The organism is Azospirillum halopraeferens DSM 3675 (assembly GCF_000429625.1).
GTDB classification, from domain to species: Bacteria; Pseudomonadota; Alphaproteobacteria; order Azospirillales; family Azospirillaceae; genus Azospirillum; species Azospirillum halopraeferens.
The window spans coordinates 502,689-525,136 of record NZ_AUCF01000004.1 but is presented as its reverse complement, the minus strand read 5'-3'; the positions used below and the strand labels follow the sequence as shown (position 1 = coordinate 525,136).

The following is a 22,448-nucleotide window of genomic DNA, read 5'->3' as shown; positions in this document are numbered from 1 at the left end:
TCGCTAACGCCCGCATGCTCACGTACGCATGGTTAATTCGCAGTTAATAGTGCTGACGAAATAGCATCGACTTCGGAGTAGTACCAGAAGTTCGCCAATCGAAAGAGGTATGTCTTGCGCCGGGGCGTTTCGTCATTATTTCGGCATTTGGAAGATTTTTTAAATAAACATTTTGAAGAATGGCGATCCTCCGGTGGCGCTCCGAACGGCGCGACGGCGGACGAAACGGTGCAGCCGCGTATGGGGAGACCGGCACTCGACGGTTGCCGGTGTCTGCCACCCCTTCTATGATGCGCCGCCCGGCGCCGGTGCACGGCGGCGGGTGTATCGCATTTTCCGAACCTCGGGTCCCATGCTCCAGTCCATCCGCAGCTTCGCCGGTTCGTGGGTCATCAAGATCCTGTTCGCGCTCCTGATCGCCAGCTTCGCCGTGTGGGGCATCGGCGACGTGTTCCGGGGGGCCGGGCCGTCCGAAACCGTCGTCTCCATCGGACCGGTCGACATCGGCCGGGGCGAGCTGGACCGCGAGGTGCGCCGCCAGATGGAACGGCTGCGCCCGCTGTTCGGCGGCTCCCTGACGCTGGGGCAGGCACAGCAGTTCGGCCTGGTCGACCAGGCGGTGTCCGGACTGGTCCAGCGCACCCTCTACGATCTGGCGGCGCGCGACGCCGGCATCCACGTGGGAACCGACGTGGTGCGCCGGCGAATCGCCGAGGAACCGGCCTTCCGCAACGAATTCGGCCAGTTCGACCCCAACGTCTTCCGTGCCGTGCTGCGCCAGAACAATCTGGGCGAGGACGAGTACATCGCCATCCTGCGCCAGGAGATCGCCCGCGGGCTGGTGGCCGGCGCGGTGGCCGGCGGCGCCGTCGCCCCGCAGCCTCTGGTCGCCGACCTGTACCGCCACCGCGAGGAGCGGCGGGTGGCCGAGGTGATCACCCTGCCCAACGCCGTGGCCGGTGACGTCGGCCAGCCCGACGAGGCGGCGGTGCAGGCTTATTACGAGGCCCATCCCGTCCGCTTCACCGCGCCGGAGTACCGGGCCATCACCATCGCCCGCCTGGAGCTGGACGACCTGGCGCGCGAGATCACCGTCTCCGACAACGACCTGCGCGCCGAGTACGAAGACCAGGCCCACGAGTTCCGGACGCCCGAACGCCGGTCGCTGGAGATCGTCCTGCTGGAGGACGAGGCGGCCGCCACCGCCATGGCGGAAGCCGTGGCCGCCGGCACCCCGTTCGACGAAGCGGCCCGCGCCGCCGGTACGGAGCCGCTGCCGCTTGACGGCGTGACGCGGGACGAGCTGCCGGAGATCGGTGACGCCGCGTTCGCCCTGGCCGAAGGCGCGGTGAGCGCCCCGGTGCGCAGCGGTCTGGGCTGGCACCTCATCCGGGTCACCGGTGTGCGCGAAGGCAGCACCCGCTCCTTCGAGGAGGTGCGCGAGGAGCTTCTCACCCGCATCCGGCGCGAGCGCGCGGCCGACCTGATGTTCGAGGTGTCCAACCGGCTTGAGGACGCGCTCGCCGGCGGCCGCCCGCTGGAGGAGACGGCCCGCGCCGAAGGGCTGACGCTGACGCGCGTTGAGGCGGTGGACGCCACCGGCCGGTCCCCGGCCGGGGAGCCGGTCGGCGGGATCGACGAGTTGCAGGACATCCTGCAGGTCGCCTTCCGCCAGCCGGCCGGCCAGACCTCCGGCCTGACCGAGACGCGCAGCCGCAACTTCTTCGCGGTGCGGACCGACAGCGTGACCCCGCCGGCCCTGCGGCCCCTGGACGCCGTGCGCGACGAGGTGGTGGCCGGCTGGCAGGCCGAGGAGCAGGCCCGCCGCGCCGCCGCCATCGCCGACGGCATCGCGGAGCAACTGCGGGCCGGAACCGGCGCGGACGTCCGCCAACTGGCCGAAGAGGCCGGTGGCAGCGTCGCCGTGACCGCGCCCTTTACCCGCCAGGCGCAGTCAGTGGAAGGGTTGACCCCCAACCTGATCGCCCAGCTCTTCACCGTCGATCCCGGCGCGGTGGTGGTGGGCACGGCGGACGACGCCCGGGTCGTGGCCCGCCTCACCGGGGTGACGCCGGCGGATCCGGCCGCTGCGGGCACCGCGCTGGCCCCGGTGGAGGACGACGTGGCCCGCGCCATCGAAGGCGACCTGATGGTCCAGTTCGCCGAGGCTCTGCGCGTCGATTACCCCGTCTCGATGTTCCCCGACCGCATCCGTCAGATGTACCCCGCGGACTGATCCCGCCCCACACCCCTGCCCCTTGCCCCGCCCGCCACGACCGAGAGCCGGAGTTGACCCCGTGAAGGTTCTGCCCGACGCCGCCGCCTTCGCCGCCGCTTACGAGGAAGGCCGTCCGCGGGTGGTCTGGACCACCCTGGTGAGCGACCTGGAGACACCCGTCTCGGCCTACCTGAAGCTGGCGGAGGGGCGGCCCTTCGGCTTCCTGCTGGAGTCGGCGGAGCGTGGGGCCGGGTCCCGCCGCGACCGGTATTCCATCATCGGCTTCAAGCCCGACCTGGTGTGGCGCTGCCGGCGCGACCGGGCGGAGGTGAACCGCCGCGCCCTCTCCGACGCCGGCGCGTACGAGCCGTGCGACGGCACGCCGCTGGCCTCCCTGAAGGCGCTGCTGGCCGAAAGCCGCATCGATCTGCCGGCGGAGCTGCCGCCCATGGCGGCCGGCCTGTTCGGCTACCTCACCTACGACATGGTGCGGCTGATGGAGCGGCTGCCCGACGCCAACCCGGACGAGCTGGGCATCCCCGACGCCATCCTGACCCGCCCGTCCATCGTCGCCATCTTCGACAGCGTGACCGACTCGGTGACGCTGGTGACCCCGGTGTGGCCGGCGGCCGGCGTCAGCGCCACCGCGGCCTATGACCGTGCGTGCGAGCGTCTGGCCGACGCGGTGGCCGATCTGGAGCGGCCCCTGCCCTACCGCCGCGAGCCGCGGGCCGAAGCCGGGCTGCCGCTGGAGTGGACCAGCAACACCACGCGCGCGGAGTATCACGCCATCGTCGAGCGGGCGAAGGAATACATCCGCGCCGGCGACATCTTCCAGGTCGTGCCGTCCCAGCGCATCCGCATCCCGTTCCGCCTGTCACCGCTGGCCCTCTACCGGGCATTGCGCCGTCTCAACCCGTCGCCCTTCCTGTTCCACCTGGATTTCGGCGAACTGGCCATCGTCGGGTCAAGCCCGGAGGTGCTGGTGCGGGTGCGCGACGGCAAGATCACCATCCGGCCCATCGCCGGCACCCGCAAGCGCGGCGCCACGGCGGCGGAGGACGCGGCCCTGGCCGAGGACCTTCTGTCGGACCCCAAGGAGCTGGCCGAGCACCTGATGCTGCTGGATCTCGGCCGCAACGACGTGGGCCGGGTCGCCCGCACCGGCACCGTGCGCGTCACCCAGAAGATGATCGTCGAACTGTACAGCCACGTCATGCACATCGTCTCCAACGTGGAGGGTGAGCTGGACCCCGGCTGCGACGCGCTGGACTCGCTGATCGCCGGCTTCCCCGCCGGCACCGTTTCCGGCGCCCCCAAAGTGCGCGCCATGGAGATCATCGACGAGCTGGAGAAGGCCCGGCGCGGCGTCTACGCCGGGTGCGTCGGCTATTTCGGCGCGTCCGGCGCCATGGACACCTGCATCGCCCTGCGCACGGCGGTGGTCAAGGATGGTACCGTCTATGTGCAGGCCGGTGGCGGCGTCGTCGCCGACAGCGACCCGGAGGCGGAGTACCAGGAGACGGTCAACAAGGCGCAGGCGCTGATCCGCGCCGCCGAGGAAGCGGTGCGCGAATCGGCGCGCCGCTGATCCCGGACTGCCCACCCCCATGTCCGCACTGCCCGTCTGGCTGCCGCTGCTGACCAAGGCGACGGCGACCGCCCTGATCGTCGTGATCGCGGCGCGCGCCGCGGAACGGGTCGGCCCGTTCTTCGGCGGTCTGATTGCCAGCCTGCCCCTGTCGGCCGGACCGGCCTACCTGTTCGTGGCCCTGGCCAACGACGACCGCTTCGTCGCGGCCAGCGCCCTGTCCAGCATCGTTACCAACGCCGCCACCATCGCCTTCCTGGCCCTGCTGGTGCTGCTGGCTCCGCGCGTCCGCCTGACAGTCGCCTTCGGCACGGCGCTGGCAGTGTGGCTGGGCACGTCGGTGGGACTGTCGGGGGTCGCCTGGACCGCGCCGCAGGCCCTGGCCCTGAACGCCGCCGTGTTCGCCGCGGCCGGCCTGGCGGTGTGGCGGGTGCGGCCACCGGAGCGGGTGCCGCCGGCCCGGTCGCGCTGGTACGACACGCCGGTGCGCGCCGCGCTGGTGGCGGGGCTGGTGGCGGTGGTCGCCACGCTCAGCGGCCTGATCGGGCCGGCGGCCACGGGCATCGCCGCGGTGTTTCCCGTCGTGTTGTGCAGCGTCGGCGTCATCGTCCACCGCCGCCAGGGCGGCGCCACGGCGGCAGCGGCCATGAAGGGAGCCCTGGCTGCCAACCCCGGCTTCCTCCTGGGCGTGCTGACCGTGCACGCGCTGGCGGAACCGGCCGGGCGGGGGCTGGCGCTGATCGCGGCGCTGGCGGTTATGCTGGCGTGGTCGGCCGGTTTGCTGGTATGGCGGTGGCGGACATCGTAACGAAGCATTCCGCTGGCTGTTCATTGCGCAAGCGGTCCGAAATCCGACGTGACTCCGCCATGGACATCCATGTCATGGGGGTCGGCGACGCCGCCGATCCGGACCATTCCAACACCGCCATCGCCGCTGCCGCCGCGGGTTACCGGGTGCTGGTCGACTGCGGTCATTCGGTGCCGCCGGTGCTGTGGCGCAAGATGCCGGCGCCCGACGCGGTCGATGCCATCATTCTCACCGCTCCGCAGCCGGACCGTTGTTTCGGCCTCGTACCGATCCTTCTGCGCTGGGCCGAGGACGGACGCCGCAAACCCGTGGACCTGGCGGTCCCCGCAGCCGCGGCGGACGTGCCGGCGGGGATGCTGGCGGCCGGCGGGGTGCCGGAGGGGCGCGGCCTGCCCTTCCCGCTGCGCCTGCATGACCTTGCCGCCCTCCCCCGCCTCGGCCCCTTCGCGTTGGCCGCCACCCCCGGCGGGGCGGTCGGACTGGAGTGGGGCGGCCGTCGCTGCGTTTATGGCACGTCCGGCACCCCGGGTCCGGCGATGACGACCCTCGCGGCCGGCTGCGATCTGCTGTTCCACGCCTGCAATGGCGGCCGGGATGCGGCGGACGAACTGGAGGCGCTGTCCGCCTTTGCGGTGGAGCGGCAAATTGCCGCGGTCCGGCTCGTCCGCGTCCATTGCGACCGGCACGACGCTGTCGCCGCCCTTGCCGCACGCCATCCCCGCCTGTCCCTGGCCCTCCCGGGCCAGCTCATCCGGCTCGATCGAATGGTCGAGGGGGCTGATCATCGGTGATGGCAGCGTTTCAACGTGGACGCCGCTGTGATATAAGCATTTCCTAATGAAAGACGGACGAAGGTCCAGTGTTCCGCTATGGTCCGGGTGCGGTACGATGGGGCTGCCGTTCGGCCGGACACACCCCCGGCGCGCCGTCCCGGAGGAGGATGCCACCCCACCTATGAAGACGATCGACATCGTTGTTGCCGACAAGAGTCCGCTGGTGCTGCGGGCGATGGTCAAGCTGTTCGAGGACGACGAACGCTTCAACCTGCTCGCCACGGCGAGCGACGGGGAGCGGTTCCTGGAGGCTGTGCGCCGTTTCCCCTTCGACGTCGGCGTGATCGGCTGGGAGATGCCGTTCCTGAGCGGCCGCGGCGCGCTGGAGCGGCTGAAGGGGCGCCCCGGCGCGCCGCGCATCGTGGTCTACACCGGGTCCAGCGATCCCACGGCGTCGCGCTCCGCGATGATGCTGGGGGCCGCCGGCTTCTGCAACAAGTCGGAACCGCCGGAACGCCTGCTGGACATCTGCGCCGCCGTCGCCGCCGGCCGCATGGCCTTTCCCTTCGTGGACGTCTCCAGCCTGTCCGACGACCCCTTGGGCCGCCTGACCGCGCGCGAGCGCACGCTGCTGGAATCCCTCACCACCGGGCGCACCAACGCCCAGCTTGCCCGCGAGCTGGGAATCTCCGTCCACACCGTGAAGTTCCACCTGAAGAACCTCTACGACAAGCTGGGCGTCGGCAACCGCGCCCAGGCCGTGGCCCTGTCCATGTCCCGCCGGCGCGCGGTCTGAACCGTCCCGCCGGCCCTTCTGCCGGCCGGTCCACGGCCGTCCTTCCTACCGGCCGGTCCACGGCCGTTCGCCCCGACGGGCCCGCACCGAGTCGACCCGCACCCCGTCGGGCGTGAGGTAGAGAGCGTGTGCACCGTTTCGCCACCGGTCCCATCGGTCGACGACCACCGGCGCCGCACACCGCCCGGCCGGCTCCACGCTCACCACCGCGTCGGCGCGCGCGCAATCCTCCGCCAGCGCCTCGGGCGCCCGCACCAGGGCGACCGTCCGTTCCGCGGTGCGGTAGACGCAGCCCAGGGCGTCGCAGGCCAGGCGGCCGTCGGCGCTGCGCCCGGCGGCGGGCCAGACGCCGTCGCGCTCCGGCCGGCCGTCGCGCCGCATCCAGACCCCGGCCGTGAAGCGCTGGCTGCGCGCCGACGACAGCAGCAGGCCGCCGTCGGCCGTGCGCACCGCCATCAACTCACCCTCTCCCGAAACGAGCACGTCCGGCCGCCGCTCCAGCGCCGGCGAGGCGAGGCCGGCGGCGACGGCGACGACGCCGGCGAAGCGCCACGGCCGGCGCCACAGGGACAGCCACAGCCCGCCCAAAGTCACCGCCGCCAGCCCCCACACGGGCATGGCCGGCACCGGCGCGGTGGCGCCGGGCAGCGCGCTGACCGCCTGCGCCGTCCACAGGATGACCGAAACGCCCCACCCCATGACCGTCAGCGCCGGACCGTCCAGCCCGACCGGCATCAGGGCATAGGCGACCAGCCCCGCCGGCATGACCCAGAAGGCGGTCACCGGCACCGCCAGCATGTTGGCCAGCACGCCGTAGAAGGCGACGGTCTGGAAATGGAACAGCGCGTAGGGAGTCGTCGCGGCGGACGCCACGACGCTGGTCAGTGCGACACCGCCCGCGTAGAGCGCCACCCGACCCGCCCACCCCTGGCCGCTGCGCCAGCGGGCGATCACCGGCGCGGCCACCTCGTAGACGGCGATCAGCGCCACCACGGCGGCGAAGGACATCTGAAAGCTGGGGCCCAGCATGCCGTCCGGCAGCGCCAGCAGCACCGCCACCGCCGCAAAGGCAACCAGCCGCATGCTGAGCGGATCCCGGTCGAGCATGATGGCCACCATCACCACGCCGGTCATCAGCAGGGCGCGCAGCGTCGGCACCGGCGCCCCGACCATCAGGGTGTAGGCGACCGCCGCCAGAAGGCCGCACAGGGCCGCCATCTTCTTGATGGGCAGGCGCAGGGCCACCGGCTCCGCCAGGGCCAGAAGGGCGCGCACGGCGAAGAAGACCAGCCCCGCCACCAGCCCGATGTGCAGGCCGGAGATCGACAGCAGGTGGGCCAGACCGCTGTCGCGCATGGCCTGCAGGGCCGCCTCGGGCGTGCCGCTGCGCTCTCCGTTCAGCAGGGCGGCGGTGATGCCGCCCTCCGCCCCGCCACCCACCACCACCGCGACGCGGGCGGCGATGGCGTCCCGCGCCGCCTCCAGGGCCACCTCCACCGCCCGGAGCCCGCCGGGCGGCGGGGCCTCGACGATGGCCGTCGCCCCCACGGCGAAGCCGACGCCGCCGATCCCGTCGAAGAAGGCATGGCGGCGGAAATCGAAGGCTCCCGGTTCGGCGGGGGCCGGTGTCGGGCTGAGGGAGGCACGCAGACGCACCACCGCTCCCGGCAGCGGCAGGGGGGTGCGGGCGGCGATGCGCACCCGCACGCGCCGCGGCGTCGCCGCGGGGGCCAGCCGCTCGATCACCGGATCGGCCAGCACCACCCGGCCGCCGCCGCGGTCCTGCCGCTCCAGCCCGACCACGCGGCCGGTCACCGTGACCATGCCGGTCGGACGCTCCAGCGCCGGTGCCGCGACGAGGGCGGTGCGCGCCTGCCCGGCGGCGAAACCCACCGCCGGCGCCAGCAGCGCCAGCACGGCGAGCAGGACCGCCGGCCGGCGGCGGACCGCCGCGGCGAGCACCGCGCACAGGATCGCCGCCACCGCACCGGCCCAGCCCGGCGGCTCCGCCGGCAGGGCGAAATAGGCGGCGATGCCGCACCCGATGCCCACCGGTGTCCACAGCGGCCAGCGTTCGCGATCCGCCGCCGCCGCATCGCGCAGCCGCTCCGCCACCGCCGCCCCGCCGCCCCGCATGGAAAGGCTCCCTCCGACCACCGAATGTGATACAGAACCCGGATTACCTTAGCAGGGCCACTGAGCGGAATTGAATCAGCGATGAGCGTCGTCACCCGGTTCGCCCCCTCCCCCACCGGCTTTCTCCATATCGGCGGTGCCCGCACGGCCCTGTTCAACTGGCTGTTCGCCCGCCACCACGGCGGCCAATTCCTGTTGCGCATCGAGGACACCGACCGCGCGCGGTCCACGCAGGCGGCGGTCGACGCCATCCTGGACGGCCTATCGTGGCTGGGGCTGACCTGGGACGGCGACGCCGTGTCCCAGTTCGGGCGCAAGGAGCGCCATGCCGAGGTGGCGCAGCGGATGCTGGAGGCCGGCAAGGCCTATTACTGCTACGCCAGCCCGGCGGAGCTGGAGGAGATGCGGGCCGCCCAGAAGGCGGCCGGGCAGCCCGTGCGCTATGACGGCCGCTGGCGCGACCGCGACCCGTCGGACGCACCGGCCGGTGTGCCGCCGGTGATCCGCCTGAAGGCCCCGCAGGAGGGCGAGACCCTGCTGAAGGACCGCGTCCAGGGCGAAGTGCGGGTGCAGAACGCCCAGCTCGACGACCTGATCCTGCTGCGCGCCGACGGCACCCCCACCTATCTGCTGGCGGTCGTGGTGGACGATCACGACATGGGCGTGACCCACGTGGTGCGCGGCGACGACCATCTGACCAACACCTTCCGCCAGATCCAGATCTACAACGCCATGGGCTGGGACCTGCCGGAGTTCGCGCACATCCCCCTGATCCACGGCCCCGACGGCGCCAAGCTGTCGAAGCGTCACGGGGCGCTGGGCGTCGACGCCTACCGCGACATGGGCTACCTGCCCGAAGCGGTGCGCAACTATCTGCTGCGGCTGGGCTGGGCCCACGGCGACGACGAGATCATCTCCACCGAGCAGGCCATCGCGTGGTTCGGCCTGGAGGGCATCGGCCGCTCCCCGTCCCGCTTCGACTTCGCCAAGCTGGAGAGCCTGAACGCCCACTATCTGCGCCAGGCCGACGACGCCCGCCTGGCCGACCTGGTCGTCCCCCGGCTGGCGGAAGCCGTCGGCCGCCCCCTCGCCGCGGCGGAGCGCGACCTGCTGGTGCGTGCCATGCCCGGTCTGAAGGCGCGGGCGCGCACGCTGGTCGACCTGGCCGACAGCGCGCGATTCTACGTGGCGACTCGCCCTATGGTGTATGACGCAAAGGCAGGAGGCTTGCTGGATGCCGGGGCGCGCGCCATGCTGAAGGATCTGGCCGCCGTGTTCGCCGCGGAACCGGAGTGGACCGCGGCGGCGCTGGAAGATCGGGTGAGGGGCTTTGCGGAATCGCGCGGCGAGAAGCTGGGAAAGGTGGCACAGCCGCTGCGCGCGGCGCTCAGCGGGTCGACCGTGTCGCCCCCCATCTTCGAAGTGGCCGAACTTCTGGGCCGGGAGGAGGCGCTGGCCCGCATCGCGGATGCAGCAAACGGTTCACCCGGATAACTTCAGTGCGTTGCACTCCGTCTCCCGTGGAACTATGCTGCGCCGATTCTTGAAGGGCGCGAAGGCCCCCAACCCATAAAAAGGACGTGCCGAGATGACCCAGACTGCGTCGTCCGCCAGCGACACCGTCACCCTGATCGACAATCGGACGGGCAAGCAGATCACCCTGCCCGTGATGCATGGCTCGACGGGCCCGAGCGTGATCGACATCCGCAAGCTCTACGCGGAAACCGATTATTTCACGTACGATCCGGGCTTCACCTCGACGGGGAGCTGCGAGTCCAAGATCACCTACATCGACGGCGACCAGGGCGTTCTCCTGCATCGCGGCTACGCCATCGACGACCTCGCGGAAAATTGCGACTTCCCCGAGGTGTGCTTCCTGCTGCTCAACAACCACCTGCCCAACGCGGCCGAGAAGCAGGAATTCGAGAGCATCATCCGCCGTCACACCATGGTGCATGAGCAGCTGACCCGCTTCTACAGCGGCTTCCGGCGCGATGCGCACCCCATGGCGGTGCTGTGCGGCGTCACCGGCGCCCTCTCGGCCTTCTATCACGACTCCACCGACATCGACGATCCGGTGCAGCGCAAGATCGCCGCGCACCGTCTGGTCGCCAAGATGCCGACCATCGCCGCCATGGCGTACAAGTATTCGGTGGGCCAGCCCTTCATGTATCCGCGCAACGACCTGTCGTACGCGGAGAACTTCCTGTACATGACCTTCGGTACGCCGTGCGAGCCGTTCAAGGTCAACCCGGTCCTGTCCAAGGCCATGGACAAGATCTTCATCCTGCACGCCGACCACGAGCAGAACGCCTCGACCTCGACGGTCCGCCTGGCCGGCTCCTCGGGCGCCAACCCGTTCGCCTGCATCGCCGCCGGCATCGCGTCCCTGTGGGGTCCGGCCCACGGCGGCGCCAACGAGGCGGTGCTGAAGATGCTCCAGGAGATCGGCTCGGTCGATCGCATCCCGGAGATCGTCCGCCGCGCCAAGGACAAGAACGACAACTTCCGCCTGATGGGCTTCGGCCACCGGGTCTACAAGAACTACGACCCGCGCGCCCAGGTCATGCGCCAGACCTGCCACGAGGTTCTCGCCGAACTGGGCATCAAGGACGAGCCGCTTCTCGACATCGCCATGGAGCTGGAGAAGATCGCCCTTGAGGATGAGTACTTCATCGAGAAGAAGCTGTACCCGAACGTCGACTTCTACTCGGGCATCATCCTGAAGGCGATGGGCTTCCCGACCAGCATGTTCACCGTGCTGTTCGCCGTGGCGCGCACCGTCGGCTGGATCTCCCAGTGGAAGGAGATGATCGAGGATCCCGTCCAGAAGATCGGCCGGCCGCGCCAGCTCTACACCGGCGAGACGAAGCGGGCCTTCATCCCGCTGGCCGAGCGTGGCTAACGGAACGACACCACAAGTCGGAACGGGTGGCTCCGGGGGAGCCACCCGCCCTCCGTCTGCATCCATACAGCCGGCCCGCCGGCTGCGCCTCCCCCCCGCCGTCAACGACAACCGGGCGCCGCTGCGGCACCGGTTGATTCGCGCGGCAATGACGACCGCCCTGCTGGCCGCCTTCGGCGCCGCCGGGCTCTGGTTCTTCGGCTGATCGCTCCGGCCTCACCCGCGGGTGATGGGAATATGGCGATCCAGGTCGGTGATGCGGTCGATCCAGGCACGCACCCGCGGATAGCCGCCCAGGTCGAACCCCCCTTCATGGGCCACATGGGTGTAGGCGTAGAGCGCCACGTCGGCGATCGTCATCCCGCCGCCCACGAAGTAATCCCGCCCTTCCAGGTGCCCCTCCATGACACCCAGGGCGTCGTAGCCCTGCTTGCGCTTGGTGGGAAGGGCCAGCGTGCGCTCCTCCGTCATCGGCACGTGATGGGTGATCCAGAAGCGCACGGTGGCGATGTTGGGCTCGTGGCTGTACTGCTCGAAGAACATCCATTGCAGGACTTGCGCCCGGCCCAGCCGGTCATCGGGCAGAAACGGCGTCCCTTCCGCCAGGTACCACAGGATGGCGTTGGATTCGGGCAGCACCGTGCCGTCCTCCAGTTCCAGCGCCGGGATGCGGCCGTTGGGATTGCGGGCCAGGAAGGCCGGAGTGCGCGTCTCCCCGCGGTCGATGTCCAGTTCGATCCGCTCGTAGGGAATATCCAGCTTGTGAAGCAGCAGGCGGCACTTATAACCGTTTCCCGAAGACAGGTTGTCGTAGAGACGCAGCATCGCGGTCGCTCCGGTGATTCATCCGACAGCGGATGAGACCATGGATCGGCGTGCCGCGCCAGACCGATTGCAGAGGACGGTGGATGACGGAACGCCCGGCCGATTTCCTGGCTCCCTTCTGGCGGAGGCTCGACGCGGCACCGGTGGTGGATACGGTGGCCGCCGCGGACTTGCCGGCCGGCTTCCGTGCCCTGCTCGACCACACCGCCGGCATGACCGGCACTCTGGCGGACCATTGGGGCGTCCCCTTGCGGGTGCGGCGCCTGGCCCAGTGGGAGGAGGACCGGCGCCTCGCCCGGCTGGTGGCACTGGAAAGCGGAGCGGTGACCGCCGCCATCGCGGCGATCCGCGTCGAGCTGGACGCCCTGCCCGCCAGCGTCCACGCGGGCATGGTCGGCTCCACGGCACCCTTCGGCCGTCTGCTCGACGAGGCCGGTGTGCGTCACCGGGCGGAGCCCCTGGCCTTCCTGCGCGCCGACGCCGATGCCGCGCTGGCCGGTGTGGCGGGGGTGGCGGCGGGGGCCGTGCTGTGGGGCCGCTACGGCAGCCTGCTGGGCGAGGACGGGCGCGTGCTGTGCCGGGCCCTCGAACTGCTGCCGCGGGCATGACGCCGGGCGGCTTCGCCGTCCCTCACCCTGGCCCGCCGCCGGAGCGCTGCGCCAGGAACTCCTGAAAGTTGGCGCAGAGGCCGGCGCGGAAGGCGTCGTCGTAGGCGGCGTTGAGCGCCCGCTTGCGGTCGATGGCGGCGGCGAACCGTTGGCGCAGGCCGGCATCCGCGATCCCCAGCCCGTCGCCGGCCAGTCGCGCCAGGACGTGGCGGTAGCAGCGCTCCGCCCGCTCTCCGGCGTCGGCGGCAAAGGTGATGGAGCCCTCGCGCTGGCGGTACTCGTAGAGGGGTCGACGCACCAGCGCCATCGGCCCGGCGCGGTCGAGGACCTGCACGTTGAACACCACGTCGTCGCAGAAGGTGACGTCCTCCGCCCAGCCGGGACAAAGAGCGCGGCGGACCACGGGAAACATGGGAACCGACGTGGCCAGGAATGCGTCGGCGTCCAGCGCCCCCACCCCGTCGCACCGGGGAAACAGGGTCGACAGCGGCGCGCCGTCGGCGTCACGGACGACGGCCACGTTGTCCACCGCGGCCCCCCGCGCCGCGGCGAGGGGGGCCAGGACGGCCAGCCGCTCCGGTTCGTAGCGGTCGTCGGCGTCCAGGGGCGCGATGAGGGTGCCGGTGGCCGCCCGGAGTCCGGCGTTGCGCGCCGCCGGTGCACCCGAGCCGACGCGCCCGGTGGCGGTGAAGCGCAGGCGCGGGTCGGCGAGTCCCCCGGCGCGCAGCACGGCGGCGTAATCGGTGCCGTCGTCGGACACGACCACCGCCTCCCAGCCGGCCAGGGTCTGGTCCAGCAGGCTGCGCACGGCGCGACCGATCGTCGCCTCCGCCCGGAAGGCCGGCACGATCACCGAAACCGTATCCATGAAAAACCGTCCCTGCCGTTTCGCCGGCCGGCATCAGGCGGCAGCGGAGGATGGCTTGTCAACGCTTCCGCCCCGCCGAATGATCCGGCAGCCGTTGAACACGGGGGCAATACGGGCTATGTGGAGAAGCGACGTGCGTTCGCCGCACGAGACTGATACCAGGGAGTTCGACAACGATGGCGCACGCCGGACACTACCGGTTCGACGACGAGGACCCGAACGAACCGGGCACCGAGGAAAAGAAGGAAAGCGCCCCGCCCCCCTTCGCCGCGATCCAGCAGAGCCTGTTCAAGTCGCGCACCGTGCTGATCTTCGGCCAGATCGACATGAAGCTGGCGCAGGGCATCACCGCGCAGCTCCTGGCGCTGGCCCATGAGAGCGACGATCCCATCCGGGTGGTCGTCAACTCGCCGGGCGGCCACGTCGAGGCGGGCGACACCATCCACGACATGATCCGCTTCGTGAAGGCCCCGGTGAAGATGCTGGGGACGGGCTGGGTTGCGTCGGCCGGCTGCCACATCTTCCTGGCCGCCAAGCGGGAGAACCGCTACTGCCTGCCCAACACCCGCTTCCTGATCCACCAGCCGCTGGGCGGCGCCGGCGGCCGCGCCACCGACATCGCCATCGAGGCGAAGGAGATCATCCAGATGCGGGAGCGCCTGAACCGCATCATCGCCCGCGAGACCGGCCAGCCCTACGAGCGGGTGGCCAAGGACACCGACCGGAACTTCTGGATGCAGGCCGAGGCCGCGCGTGAGTACGGCATCGTCACCCACATCACCGAGGACTGGTCGGCCATCTACTGATGCGGCCGGAAAAAATCCATTCCATTGGTTTCCGGCCGTAAAACCCGACAGATCAATGCTTTGCATTGATCGATAGGGTCATACCGACAGCATCATTCTGATGCTGTCGGTATGACCGTCCGTCCCGCCGTCGCATCGGCCCCTCCTCCCCGCCCGCGGGAGGAGGGGCTTTTTTGTTGCGGTTGCGTCGGCCATATTCCGGGACACCCCACCCCAGAGGATCGCATGACCGAGAACCCGTTCTTCGAGACCTGGACCACCCCCCACGGCCTGCCCCCCTTCGACCGCATCCGTCCCGAGCATTTCCCGCCCGCCTTCGAGCGCGGCATGGCCGAACACACCGCCGAGGTCGAGGCGATCGCGCGCAGCGCCGAGGTGCCGACCTTCGCCAACACGGTGGAGGCGATGGAGCGCAGCGGGCGGCTGCTGAACCGGGTCTCACGGGTCTTCTACAACCTGAATTCCAGCCACACCAACGACGCGCTGGAGGCGGTGGCGCGGGACATGGCGCCGCGGCTGGCGCAGCATTACATGCGCATCGCCCTGGACGCCGACCTGTTCGCCCGCATCGACGCCCTCTACGAACGCCGCGCCGCGCTGGGACTCGATCCCGACCGGATGCGCCTGCTGGAGCGCGAGCACCTGGGCTTCGTGCGCAGCGGCGCGCGCCTGTCCTCCGATGCCAAGGCCCGCATGTCCGCCATCTCGGAACGGCTGGCCACGCTGCACACGCTGTTCGGGCAGAACGTCCTGCACGACGAGAAGGAGTGGCAGCTCGTGCTGGACGAGGGCGACCTGGACGGTCTGCCCGACTTCGCCCGTGCGGCGGCAGCACAGGCGGCGCGCGAGCGCGGGCTGGAGGGACGCTATGTCATCACCCTCGCCCGCTCCTCGGTCGAGCCGTTCCTGACCTTCTCCGCCCGCCGCGATCTCCGCCGCGCCGCCTTCGAGGCGTGGACCGAGCGCGGCGGCAATCCGGGCGAGCACGACAACACCCCCCTGATCCGCGAGATCGTCGCCCTGCGCGCCGAGCAGGCGCGGCTGCTGGGCTACGCCACCTACGCCGACTACCGCCTGGACGACACCATGGCGAAGACCACCGAGGCGGTCGCCGGCCTGCTGCACCGGGTGTGGGAGCCGGCCACGCGCAAGGCCGCGGCGGAACGGGCGGAGCTTCAGGAGGCCGCCCGCGCCGAGGGGATGAACGAGGCCATCGCCCCCTGGGACTGGCGCTATTATGCGGAAAAGGTCCGCAAGGCCCGCTACGACCTGGACGAAGCGGAGGTGAAGCCGTACTTCGTGCTGGAGAACATGGTGCAGGCCGCCTTCGACTGCGCCGGCCGGCTGTTCGGCATCACCTTCACCGAACGCACCGACCTGCCGCTCTACCACCCGGACGTGCGCGCCTACGAGGTGCGCGAGACCGACGGCGGGCGCCTGGTGGGGCTGTTCCTGCACGACAATTTCGCCCGGCCCGCCAAGCGCTCCGGCGCCTGGATGAGCAGCTACCGCGACCAGGAATCCTTCGACGGCGAGGTCACCCCCATCGTCGTCAACAACAACAACTTCGCGCGCGGCGAACCGACCCTGCTGTCTTTCGACGACGCCGAGACACTGTTCCACGAGTTCGGCCACGGCCTGCACGGTCTGCTGAGCCGGGCGCGCTATCCGTCCCAGTCCGGCACGGCGGTGCGCCGCGACTTCGTGGAGTTCCCGTCGCAGGTGTTCGAGCACTGGCTGGCGGCGCCGGAGACCCTGCGCACCTACGCCCGCCATCACGCGACCGGCGAGCCGATCCCGGACGCCCTGCTGGAGCGGCTGCTGGCGGCCCGCACCTTCAACCAGGGCTTCGCCACGGTGGAATACACCGCCGCCGCCCTGCTGGACCTGGAGTTCCACACGGTGCCCGACGGTCAGGTCCCGGACGTGGCGGCGTTCGAGCGCGACGTCCTGGAGCGCATCGGCATGCCGCCCGAGATCGTGGTGCGCCACCGCCCCGCCCATTTCCAGCACCTGTTCGCCGGCAGCGGCTACGCCGCGGGCTATTACGCCTATCTATGGGCGGAGGTGCTGGACGCCGACGGGTTCGCGGCGTTCACGCAGGCCGGCGACGTGTTCGAGCCGACGCTGGCCGCCGGCCTGAAGGCGATCTATTCCGCCGGGGACACCCGCGATCCCATGGAGCTGTACGTCGCTTTCCGGGGCCGCGAGCCGACCACCGATGCGCTCCTGGAGCAGCGGGGACTCGTGGCCGCCTGACCCCGGGGAACTCTTCGCAGGTGCAGCATGTTGACGGGGGAGAACCATCGCAGGGGCTCCCCCATGAAACCGACCCCCGCCGGCCTGTGGCTGTCCTGGGCCAACCGCGCCGCAGCCATCTGGATGCAGACCGCCATGGCGGTCGCCCGCCAGCAGCAGGCTGCGTTCCTCACCGCGGCGCGCAAGCCGCCGCCGGGCAAGGCGCGCCCGGCGGCGCGGCGCAAGCGCCCGTCCTGACGACCGGCGCCCGTCCTAACCGCGAGCGGTCCCCGACCGCTGGGCTTCCTGGTCCTCGATCTTCATGTGCGCGACCAGGCGCGTCTCCACCCAGCGTTCCAGGGCATCGGCCGCTTGCGCCGGCCGGTCCGCGACGTCGTCGGCCGCCAGGGCGTTCAGCTCCCGCAGAAGAGTGCCGTGCTCGCGCCGGTGCGCATCGAGAAGCGGGCTACCGATCTGCGCGAAGTGGGCTTCCTCGTCGCGGAAATGAGTGTTGGTGTAGAGACGCAGGGCGTTGAAGGCGTTCATCACCACCGCCCGGCCCTTCCCCCGGCGGATCGCGTCGCACAGGAGATTGGCGAGGTCGAGCAGCATGCGGTGCTGCCCGTCGATGCGCTCGTCCCCCAATCCATACTCGGGCTTCCAGGGAAATCGCACCGGCACGCCCGGCGACGCGACGGGAGCCGGGGAGGCCGGTGCGGCCGGGGGTGCAGCCGCCGGTCCCGGTGCAGCCGCCCGCGGCGCCAGACGAGCCCCGCGGGGCAGTGGTGTACGGACACCGTTCGTGTCGTTCGATCCCATGCTTCGGCTCTTGCCATTCCACCCGGGGCCAATCCTTCCGGGAAATTGAATCGCACCTTCACGTTAAGAAACGGTAATCATCCGCCCCCGAGCTGATACCGCCTCTCCGGCAAGCAGAAATTTTCTGAACAATCCGCGATCATTGCTTTCGTCTCCGTAATTTCCCCGGGGGCGTGGGGAAGCAAGCCGAAATATTCTCCGGCCTTGCAAAGACTCTCTTAACCGGCATTCGCCAATAATGCAGCGGATTGGACTTCGGTCCATATGACATTTCCATCGGTGGTGCGGGGATGAGCAACCCAGCGGAGAAGCCGGATACCGCTGCGGCTCCGGCAACAACGGGCCAGGGGTCCGAGGGGATCGGTGCCGCCATCCCGACGTCGGACGCCGACCAGCGGCTGATCCGCATGTCCTATTTCGACCCGGTAACAGGGCTGTACAACCGCCAGCTTCTGGCCGGTATCCTGACGGAAGCGGTCCGCCGCTGCCATTCCGAGGGGGCGCCGCTGACCGTCGTTGCGCTGGACATCGACCGGTTCCGCATGATCAACGAGGCCTTCGGGCAGCCGTTCGGCGACGATGTGCTGCGCGAGGTGGCGCGACGGCTGTCGGAGTGTCTGCGTCCGCAGGATTCCCTGGCGCGGGTGGCCAGCGACGAGTTCGCGGTGATCCTGCCGGGGGTCAACGGCGAGCACCCCGTCCATGTAGACCGTCTGCTGCGCGCCGTGGATCGCCCGTTCGATGGCGGCGACGTGCGCATCAGCCTGTCCGCCAGCGCGGGCACCGCCAGCTTTCCCGACGCCGGAGACACGGCGGAGGATCTGCTGGAGCATGCCGGCTCCGTGCTGGCCCGCGTGAAGGCCCGCCATCTTCGCAGGATCGACCGCCAGCCCTACAGCGGGCGCGACGGCGCGCGCGAACGGCTGTTGCTGGAAGGCCGGCTGCGCGACGCTCTGGAGCGGCGCGACCTGGTCATTCACCTGCAACCCCAGGTCTGCCTGGAGTCCGGCCGCCTGTGCGGGGCAGAGGCGCTGGTGCGCTGGACCGACCCCGATGACGGGCCGGTGCCCCCCGACCGCTTCGTGCCGCTGGCCGAGGAGTCCGGACTGATCGGCGTTCTCGGCGAACAGGTGCTGCGGGCCGTGGTGGAAACGGCCGCCCATTGGCAGATGTGCGACGGCCAGCCGGTGCCGCTGGCGGTCAACCTGTCGGCGGTCCAGATGGCCGGCTTCGACGTCGAGACCCTGCTGACCCGGCTGCTGGCCGAACACGCGCTCGACCCCGCCTGGCTCAAGCTGGAGCTGACCGAAACGGCGCTGCTCGACAGCACCGATCACACCCGGACCCTGATGGAACGGCTGCGCCGCCACGGGCTCAGCTTCTCGCTGGACGATTTCGGCACCGGCTTCTCGTCGCTCAGCCATCTCCACCAGTTCCCGATCGACGAGATCAAGATCGACCGGTCCTTCGTCACCCTCATCACCACCAGCGAGACCCATCGCCGGATCGTGCGGGCCGTCATCAACCTCGCCCACGAACTGGGCAAGACGGTGGTCGCCGAAGGCATCGAAACGCCGCAGCAGCGCGACGACCTCCGGTCCTTCGGCTGCGACTTCGGCCAGGGCTACCTGTTCGACCGCGCCCTGCCCCCGGCCCAATTCGCCGAGCGCTGGCTGGCCGGCAATGGAAGGGGAGCGGCGGTCTGATCCGGCTTCCGGCAGATCCGTAGGATCTGTTGGAAGCCGTCGAACCGGACAGATGAAGGCCGCAGGCCTTCATTGAAAGGGGCATGCGGTTGAAGCCGTCAGGCGGAAACCGTATGACTCAGTGCCCGCCTTCGAACGAGGGGGCCTTGAGGCCGGATCGTTCGAGCTGTTCGACGACCATGCCCTTCAGGCGCTCCAGCCCCTCCTCGTCGCGCGCCTCGCAGCGGGCCACCAGGACGTCCTGGGTGTTTGAGGCGCGCAGCAGCCACCAGCCGTCCGGCGTCGAGACCCGCACGCCGTCGATGGCGTTGACGTCCGCTCCGGCGGCGGCAAGACGCTCCCGCACTTCGGTGATCACGGCGAACTTACGCTCCTCGTCCACCTGGAATCGCGTCTCCGGGGTGTTGACGAACTGCGGCAGCCGGTCGCGCAGATCGGCCAGCGTGACGCCGGAGCGCGACACCAGCCCCAGCAGCCGGATCGCGCAATAGAGCGCGTCGTCGAAGCCGTACCAGCGGTCGGCGAAGAAGATGTGGCCCGACATCTCGCCGGCCAGGGGGGAGCCGACCTCCGCCATCTTGGCCTTCAGCAGCGAATGGCCGGTCTTCCACATCAGGGGCGTGCCGCCGTGGCGGGCGATCTCGTCGAACAGGGCCTGGCTGGCCTTGACGTCGGCGATGATGGTGGCGCCGGGATGGGCGGGCAGCACATCGGCGGCGTAGATGGCGACGAGCTGGTCGCCCCACACCACCCGGCCCTTGTGGTCGATGGCGCCGATGCGGTCGCCGTCGCCGTCGAAGCCGATCCCCAGGTCGCAGCCCTTCTCCGCGACCGTCCGCTTCAGGTCGATCAGGTTGGCCTCGACGGTCGGATCGGGGTGGTGGTTGGGGAAATCGCCGTCGATGGTGTCGAACAGCCGATGGTGCGTGCCCGGCAGGCGGGCGGTAAGGCGGCGCAGGATCTCGCCGGTGGCGCCGTTGCCGGCGTCCCAGGCCACCGTCAGGTCCCGGGCGCCGTCATAGTCCCGGAACAGGCGGTCCACGTACGCGTCACGCACGTCCACGCCCTCGTGCCCGCCGGTCCCGTCGGCGTACGCCCCGGCGGCGGCGATGCGGCCGATCTCCTGAATGGCGTCGCCGTACACCGGGCCTTTGCCCAGCACCATCTTGATCCCGTTGTACTCCGGCGGGTTGTGGGAGCCGGTGATCATCACGCCGGCGTCGGCGTTCAGGTGGCGCGCCGCGAAGTACAGCATGGGCGTCGGCCCCAGCCCGACGCGCAGCACGTGCAGGCCGGTGGCGGCCAGTCCCTCGACCATCGCCGCCTCCAGGGCGGGCGAGCTGTGGCGGCCATCATAGCCGACGCAGGCGCTGGTGCCGCCGGACCGCACCACCATGGTGCCGAAGGCGCGGCCGACGGCGCGGGCATCGTCCTCGGACAGGGTCCGCCCGACGATGCCGCGGATGTCGTACTCGCGCAGGACGGTGGAATGGAAACGATGGGCCCGGGACATGGGGCGCTCCGGCCTTGGGTTGGTGGTGCGGGGCGGGACGCGCACGGGCCGGACCGCCCCGAGGCGGCCCGGCCCGTGCGGTCAAATCGGATCAGAGGAGCTTCTTCAGGGCGTCCCTGACCGTGTCGGCCATGTCCGGCCGCGTCAGCGCGTGGGCCACCGTCGCCTCGATGAAGCCGACCTTGTCGCCGCAGTCGAACCGCCGCCCCTCGAATCGCAGGCCGTGGAACGGCTGCCGACCGATCAGGGTCGCCATGGCGTCGGTGAGCTGGATCTCGTTGCCGGCCCCGCGCACGCCGCGCTCCAGGTGGTCGAACACCTCGGGCTGCAGGATATAGCGGCCGATGATGGACAGGGTGGACGGCGCATCCTCGGGCTTCGGCTTCTCCACCAGGCCGCGGACGGTGGCCAGACGGCCGTCGTCCTTCTCCACGTCCAGGATGCCGTAACGGCGTGTGTGCTCGCGCGGGACGTCGACGACGGCGACGACATTGCCGCCCACCTCGTCGTACGCCTCCACCATCTGCTTCAGGCAGGGCTTGTCGGCCAGCACGAAATCATCGGGCAGGATGATGGCGAAGGGGTCGTTGCCGATCACCGCGCGGGCGCACCACACCGCGTGGCCAAGGCCCAGCGGCTGCTGCTGGCGGGTGTAGAAGCAGCGCCCGGGCGCCAATTCGCTGTGCCGTACCTCTTCCAGGGCGGCGGCGTTGCCGCGCTCTTCCAGCGTCCGGTTCAGCTCCGTATCGGCGTCGAAATGATCCTCGATGGCGCGCTTGCTGCGGCCCGTAACGAAAACGAAATCCTCGATCCCCGCGGCGCGCGCCTCCTCGACCGCGTGCTGGAGCAGGGGGCGGTCGACCAGCGGCAGCATTTCCTTGGGAATGGCTTTGGTGGCCGGCAGGAAGCGCGTACCCAGACCAGCGACGGGGAACACCACCTTGCGCACGGGTTTCCGCATTGGGCTCTCTTTTCTTCGTTCGGATCGGACGTTCCGGGCCGGCCGCGGATCGGTCGGCCCCTGAGCGGCGTTTCTGCCACAGGCATCTTCGGTAAGCAACTCGCCCTTACGGTGCGCTGCGAAAGGTCATGCGTGTAATAACAAGTCTTTCGCTTGATTGATCTTCGCGGCCAGATAGGTCGAACCGCCATGGTCGGGATGGACCTTCATCATCAGCCGTCGGTGGGCTTCCTTGATCTGCTCGGCCGTGGCGCCGGGAGATACCCCCAGAATCTCATAAGCCTCCTCGACGGACATGCCGGATCCGGGCGGCGGACGACGCCGGCGGTCGTCGGTGCGGTTTTCCGCCCCGGCTCCGGCCCGCGCCTCCGGCTCCGCCTCGCGCCAGTCCGCATGGGTGCGGTCGAGCCAGGCTTCCAGCACGGCCGCCGATTTCGGATCGTCGCGCCGGCATTCGTCCAGCAGGTCCAGCGCCTCGTCGCGGGTCAGCGTCTCCAACTCCCGGCCGCGCAGGGTGCCGTGCAGCACCGTGCCGGTCATGGCGCCGCTGTCGTGGTCCAGCGTCATGCGCACGAAGAGCGTTTCCACGGTCGACGTGCGGCCTGCCGTCGGCCCCTGTGCCGCCTTCGCCTGGCGCCGGGCCGTGCGCCAGTAGTGGATGATGGGAAAGAGGAATCCGGCGATGGCCATGGCGATGCCGAGCCGGCCGAGCAGCGTGAGGATCACCAGCACGACCCCGGCCAGGGCCACGCCGCCGTAGCGCACGGTCTGCGCCAGGGTGCGCGGGTCGGCCGCGACGAAGCCGCGCACGGCGAGGAACAGCCCGACCGCCAGCGCGATCCCCAGCAGAACGAGAGGCACCATCCCGATCCCTCCC

Annotated in this window: 19 protein-coding genes; 12 read left to right on the top strand and 7 right to left on the bottom strand. The window is 70.3% G+C overall.

Annotated elements, in window-relative coordinates:
- Positions 1–352 precede the first annotated feature (352 nt).
- The 5 genes from G472_RS0105985 (at position 353) to G472_RS0105965 (ending at position 6,186) form a co-directional block, all read left to right on the top strand.
- Positions 353–2,236 (top strand): peptidylprolyl isomerase, encoded by a 1,884-nt coding sequence (locus G472_RS0105985; RefSeq protein ID WP_029007646.1) that lies wholly within the window; start codon positions 353–355, stop codon positions 2,234–2,236.
- Between the two features lie 61 nt (positions 2,237–2,297).
- The gene (gene trpE / locus G472_RS0105980) at positions 2,298–3,809 is read left to right on the top strand and encodes an anthranilate synthase component I (RefSeq protein WP_029007645.1); all 1,512 of its coding nucleotides are present in this window, start codon (positions 2,298–2,300) and stop codon (positions 3,807–3,809) included.
- Positions 3,810–3,828: 19 nt separating this feature from the next.
- On the top strand, positions 3,829–4,617 hold the full coding sequence (locus tag G472_RS0105975) for a hypothetical protein (RefSeq protein WP_029007644.1): 789 nt from the start codon (positions 3,829–3,831) through the stop codon (positions 4,615–4,617).
- Between the two features lie 59 nt (positions 4,618–4,676).
- Positions 4,677–5,408, top strand: coding sequence for an MBL fold metallo-hydrolase (locus G472_RS36830; RefSeq protein ID WP_029007643.1), 732 nt, complete (start codon positions 4,677–4,679; stop codon positions 5,406–5,408).
- Between the two features lie 163 nt (positions 5,409–5,571).
- The gene (locus G472_RS0105965) at positions 5,572–6,186 is read left to right on the top strand and encodes a response regulator transcription factor (protein WP_029007642.1); all 615 of its coding nucleotides are present in this window, start codon (positions 5,572–5,574) and stop codon (positions 6,184–6,186) included.
- Between the two features lie 45 nt (positions 6,187–6,231).
- Here G472_RS0105965 and G472_RS0105960 read toward each other — a convergent pair whose 3' ends face one another.
- The gene (locus G472_RS0105960) at positions 6,232–8,322 is read right to left on the bottom strand and encodes a ComEC/Rec2 family competence protein (protein WP_051340477.1); all 2,091 of its coding nucleotides are present in this window, start codon (positions 8,320–8,322) and stop codon (positions 6,232–6,234) included.
- Positions 8,323–8,403: 81 nt separating this feature from the next.
- Here G472_RS0105960 and gltX point away from each other — a divergent pair, with 81 nt between their 5' ends.
- Together gltX and gltA are read left to right on the top strand one after the other, a co-directional pair.
- Positions 8,404–9,816 (top strand): glutamate--tRNA ligase, encoded by a 1,413-nt coding sequence (gene gltX, locus G472_RS0105955; protein ID WP_029007640.1) that lies wholly within the window; start codon positions 8,404–8,406, stop codon positions 9,814–9,816.
- 94 nt (positions 9,817–9,910) lie between these two features.
- A complete protein-coding gene (gene gltA, locus G472_RS0105950) occupies positions 9,911–11,227 on the top strand; it encodes a citrate synthase (RefSeq protein ID WP_029007639.1) in 1,317 nt (438 codons plus the stop codon).
- Between the two features lie 216 nt (positions 11,228–11,443).
- On the opposite strand, the gene G472_RS0105945 is transcribed toward gltA, so the two are convergent.
- The gene (locus tag G472_RS0105945; protein ID WP_029007638.1) at positions 11,444–12,052 is read right to left on the bottom strand and encodes a glutathione S-transferase family protein; all 609 of its coding nucleotides are present in this window, start codon (positions 12,050–12,052) and stop codon (positions 11,444–11,446) included.
- An 83-nt stretch (positions 12,053–12,135) separates the two neighbouring features.
- On the opposite strand from G472_RS0105945, the gene G472_RS0105940 reads away from it, so the two are divergent.
- Positions 12,136–12,660, top strand: coding sequence for a hypothetical protein (locus tag G472_RS0105940; RefSeq protein ID WP_029007637.1), 525 nt, complete (start codon positions 12,136–12,138; stop codon positions 12,658–12,660).
- A 22-nt stretch (positions 12,661–12,682) separates the two neighbouring features.
- Here the strand turns inward: G472_RS0105940 and G472_RS0105935 are convergent, their stop codons facing one another.
- Complete coding sequence (locus G472_RS0105935) at positions 12,683–13,528, bottom strand: glycosyltransferase family 2 protein (protein ID WP_029007636.1); 846 nt, start codon at positions 13,526–13,528, stop codon at positions 12,683–12,685.
- A 176-nt stretch (positions 13,529–13,704) separates the two neighbouring features.
- Between G472_RS0105935 and G472_RS0105930 the strand changes: the two genes are divergently transcribed.
- The 3 genes from G472_RS0105930 to G472_RS38715 all read left to right on the top strand — a co-directional run bounded on the left by G472_RS0105930 (position 13,705) and on the right by G472_RS38715 (position 16,830).
- Positions 13,705–14,334 carry an ATP-dependent Clp protease proteolytic subunit gene (locus G472_RS0105930; protein WP_029007635.1) on the top strand — a complete coding sequence of 210 codons (630 nt, stop codon included), beginning with the start codon at positions 13,705–13,707 and terminating at the stop codon, positions 14,332–14,334.
- Positions 14,335–14,559: 225 nt separating this feature from the next.
- Positions 14,560–16,593 (top strand): M3 family metallopeptidase, encoded by a 2,034-nt coding sequence (locus tag G472_RS0105925; protein WP_029007634.1) that lies wholly within the window; start codon positions 14,560–14,562, stop codon positions 16,591–16,593.
- A 63-nt stretch (positions 16,594–16,656) separates the two neighbouring features.
- The gene (locus G472_RS38715) at positions 16,657–16,830 is read left to right on the top strand and encodes a hypothetical protein (RefSeq protein WP_156927012.1); all 174 of its coding nucleotides are present in this window, start codon (positions 16,657–16,659) and stop codon (positions 16,828–16,830) included.
- A 15-nt stretch (positions 16,831–16,845) separates the two neighbouring features.
- Here G472_RS38715 and G472_RS36825 read toward each other — a convergent pair whose 3' ends face one another.
- Positions 16,846–17,247, bottom strand: a complete 402-nt coding sequence (locus G472_RS36825; protein WP_169732783.1) for a bacteriohemerythrin — start codon at positions 17,245–17,247, stop codon at positions 16,846–16,848.
- Positions 17,248–17,681: 434 nt separating this feature from the next.
- On the opposite strand from G472_RS36825, the gene G472_RS31545 reads away from it, so the two are divergent.
- Entirely contained in the window at positions 17,682–19,097 is a 1,416-nt protein-coding gene (locus G472_RS31545; protein ID WP_051340475.1) for a putative bifunctional diguanylate cyclase/phosphodiesterase, read from the top strand.
- Positions 19,098–19,215: 118 nt separating this feature from the next.
- Here G472_RS31545 and pgmG read toward each other — a convergent pair whose 3' ends face one another.
- The 3 genes from pgmG to G472_RS0105895 form a co-directional block, all read right to left on the bottom strand.
- A complete protein-coding gene (gene pgmG, locus G472_RS0105905; RefSeq protein WP_029007633.1) occupies positions 19,216–20,610 on the bottom strand; it encodes a phosphoglucomutase/phosphomannomutase PgmG in 1,395 nt (464 codons plus the stop codon).
- Between the two features lie 91 nt (positions 20,611–20,701).
- The gene (gene galU, locus G472_RS0105900; protein WP_029007632.1) at positions 20,702–21,571 is read right to left on the bottom strand and encodes a UTP--glucose-1-phosphate uridylyltransferase GalU; all 870 of its coding nucleotides are present in this window, start codon (positions 21,569–21,571) and stop codon (positions 20,702–20,704) included.
- Positions 21,572–21,697: 126 nt separating this feature from the next.
- On the bottom strand, positions 21,698–22,435 hold the full coding sequence (locus G472_RS0105895) for a DnaJ domain-containing protein (RefSeq protein ID WP_029007631.1): 738 nt from the start codon (positions 22,433–22,435) through the stop codon (positions 21,698–21,700).
- Positions 22,436–22,448: the final 13 nt, after the last annotated feature.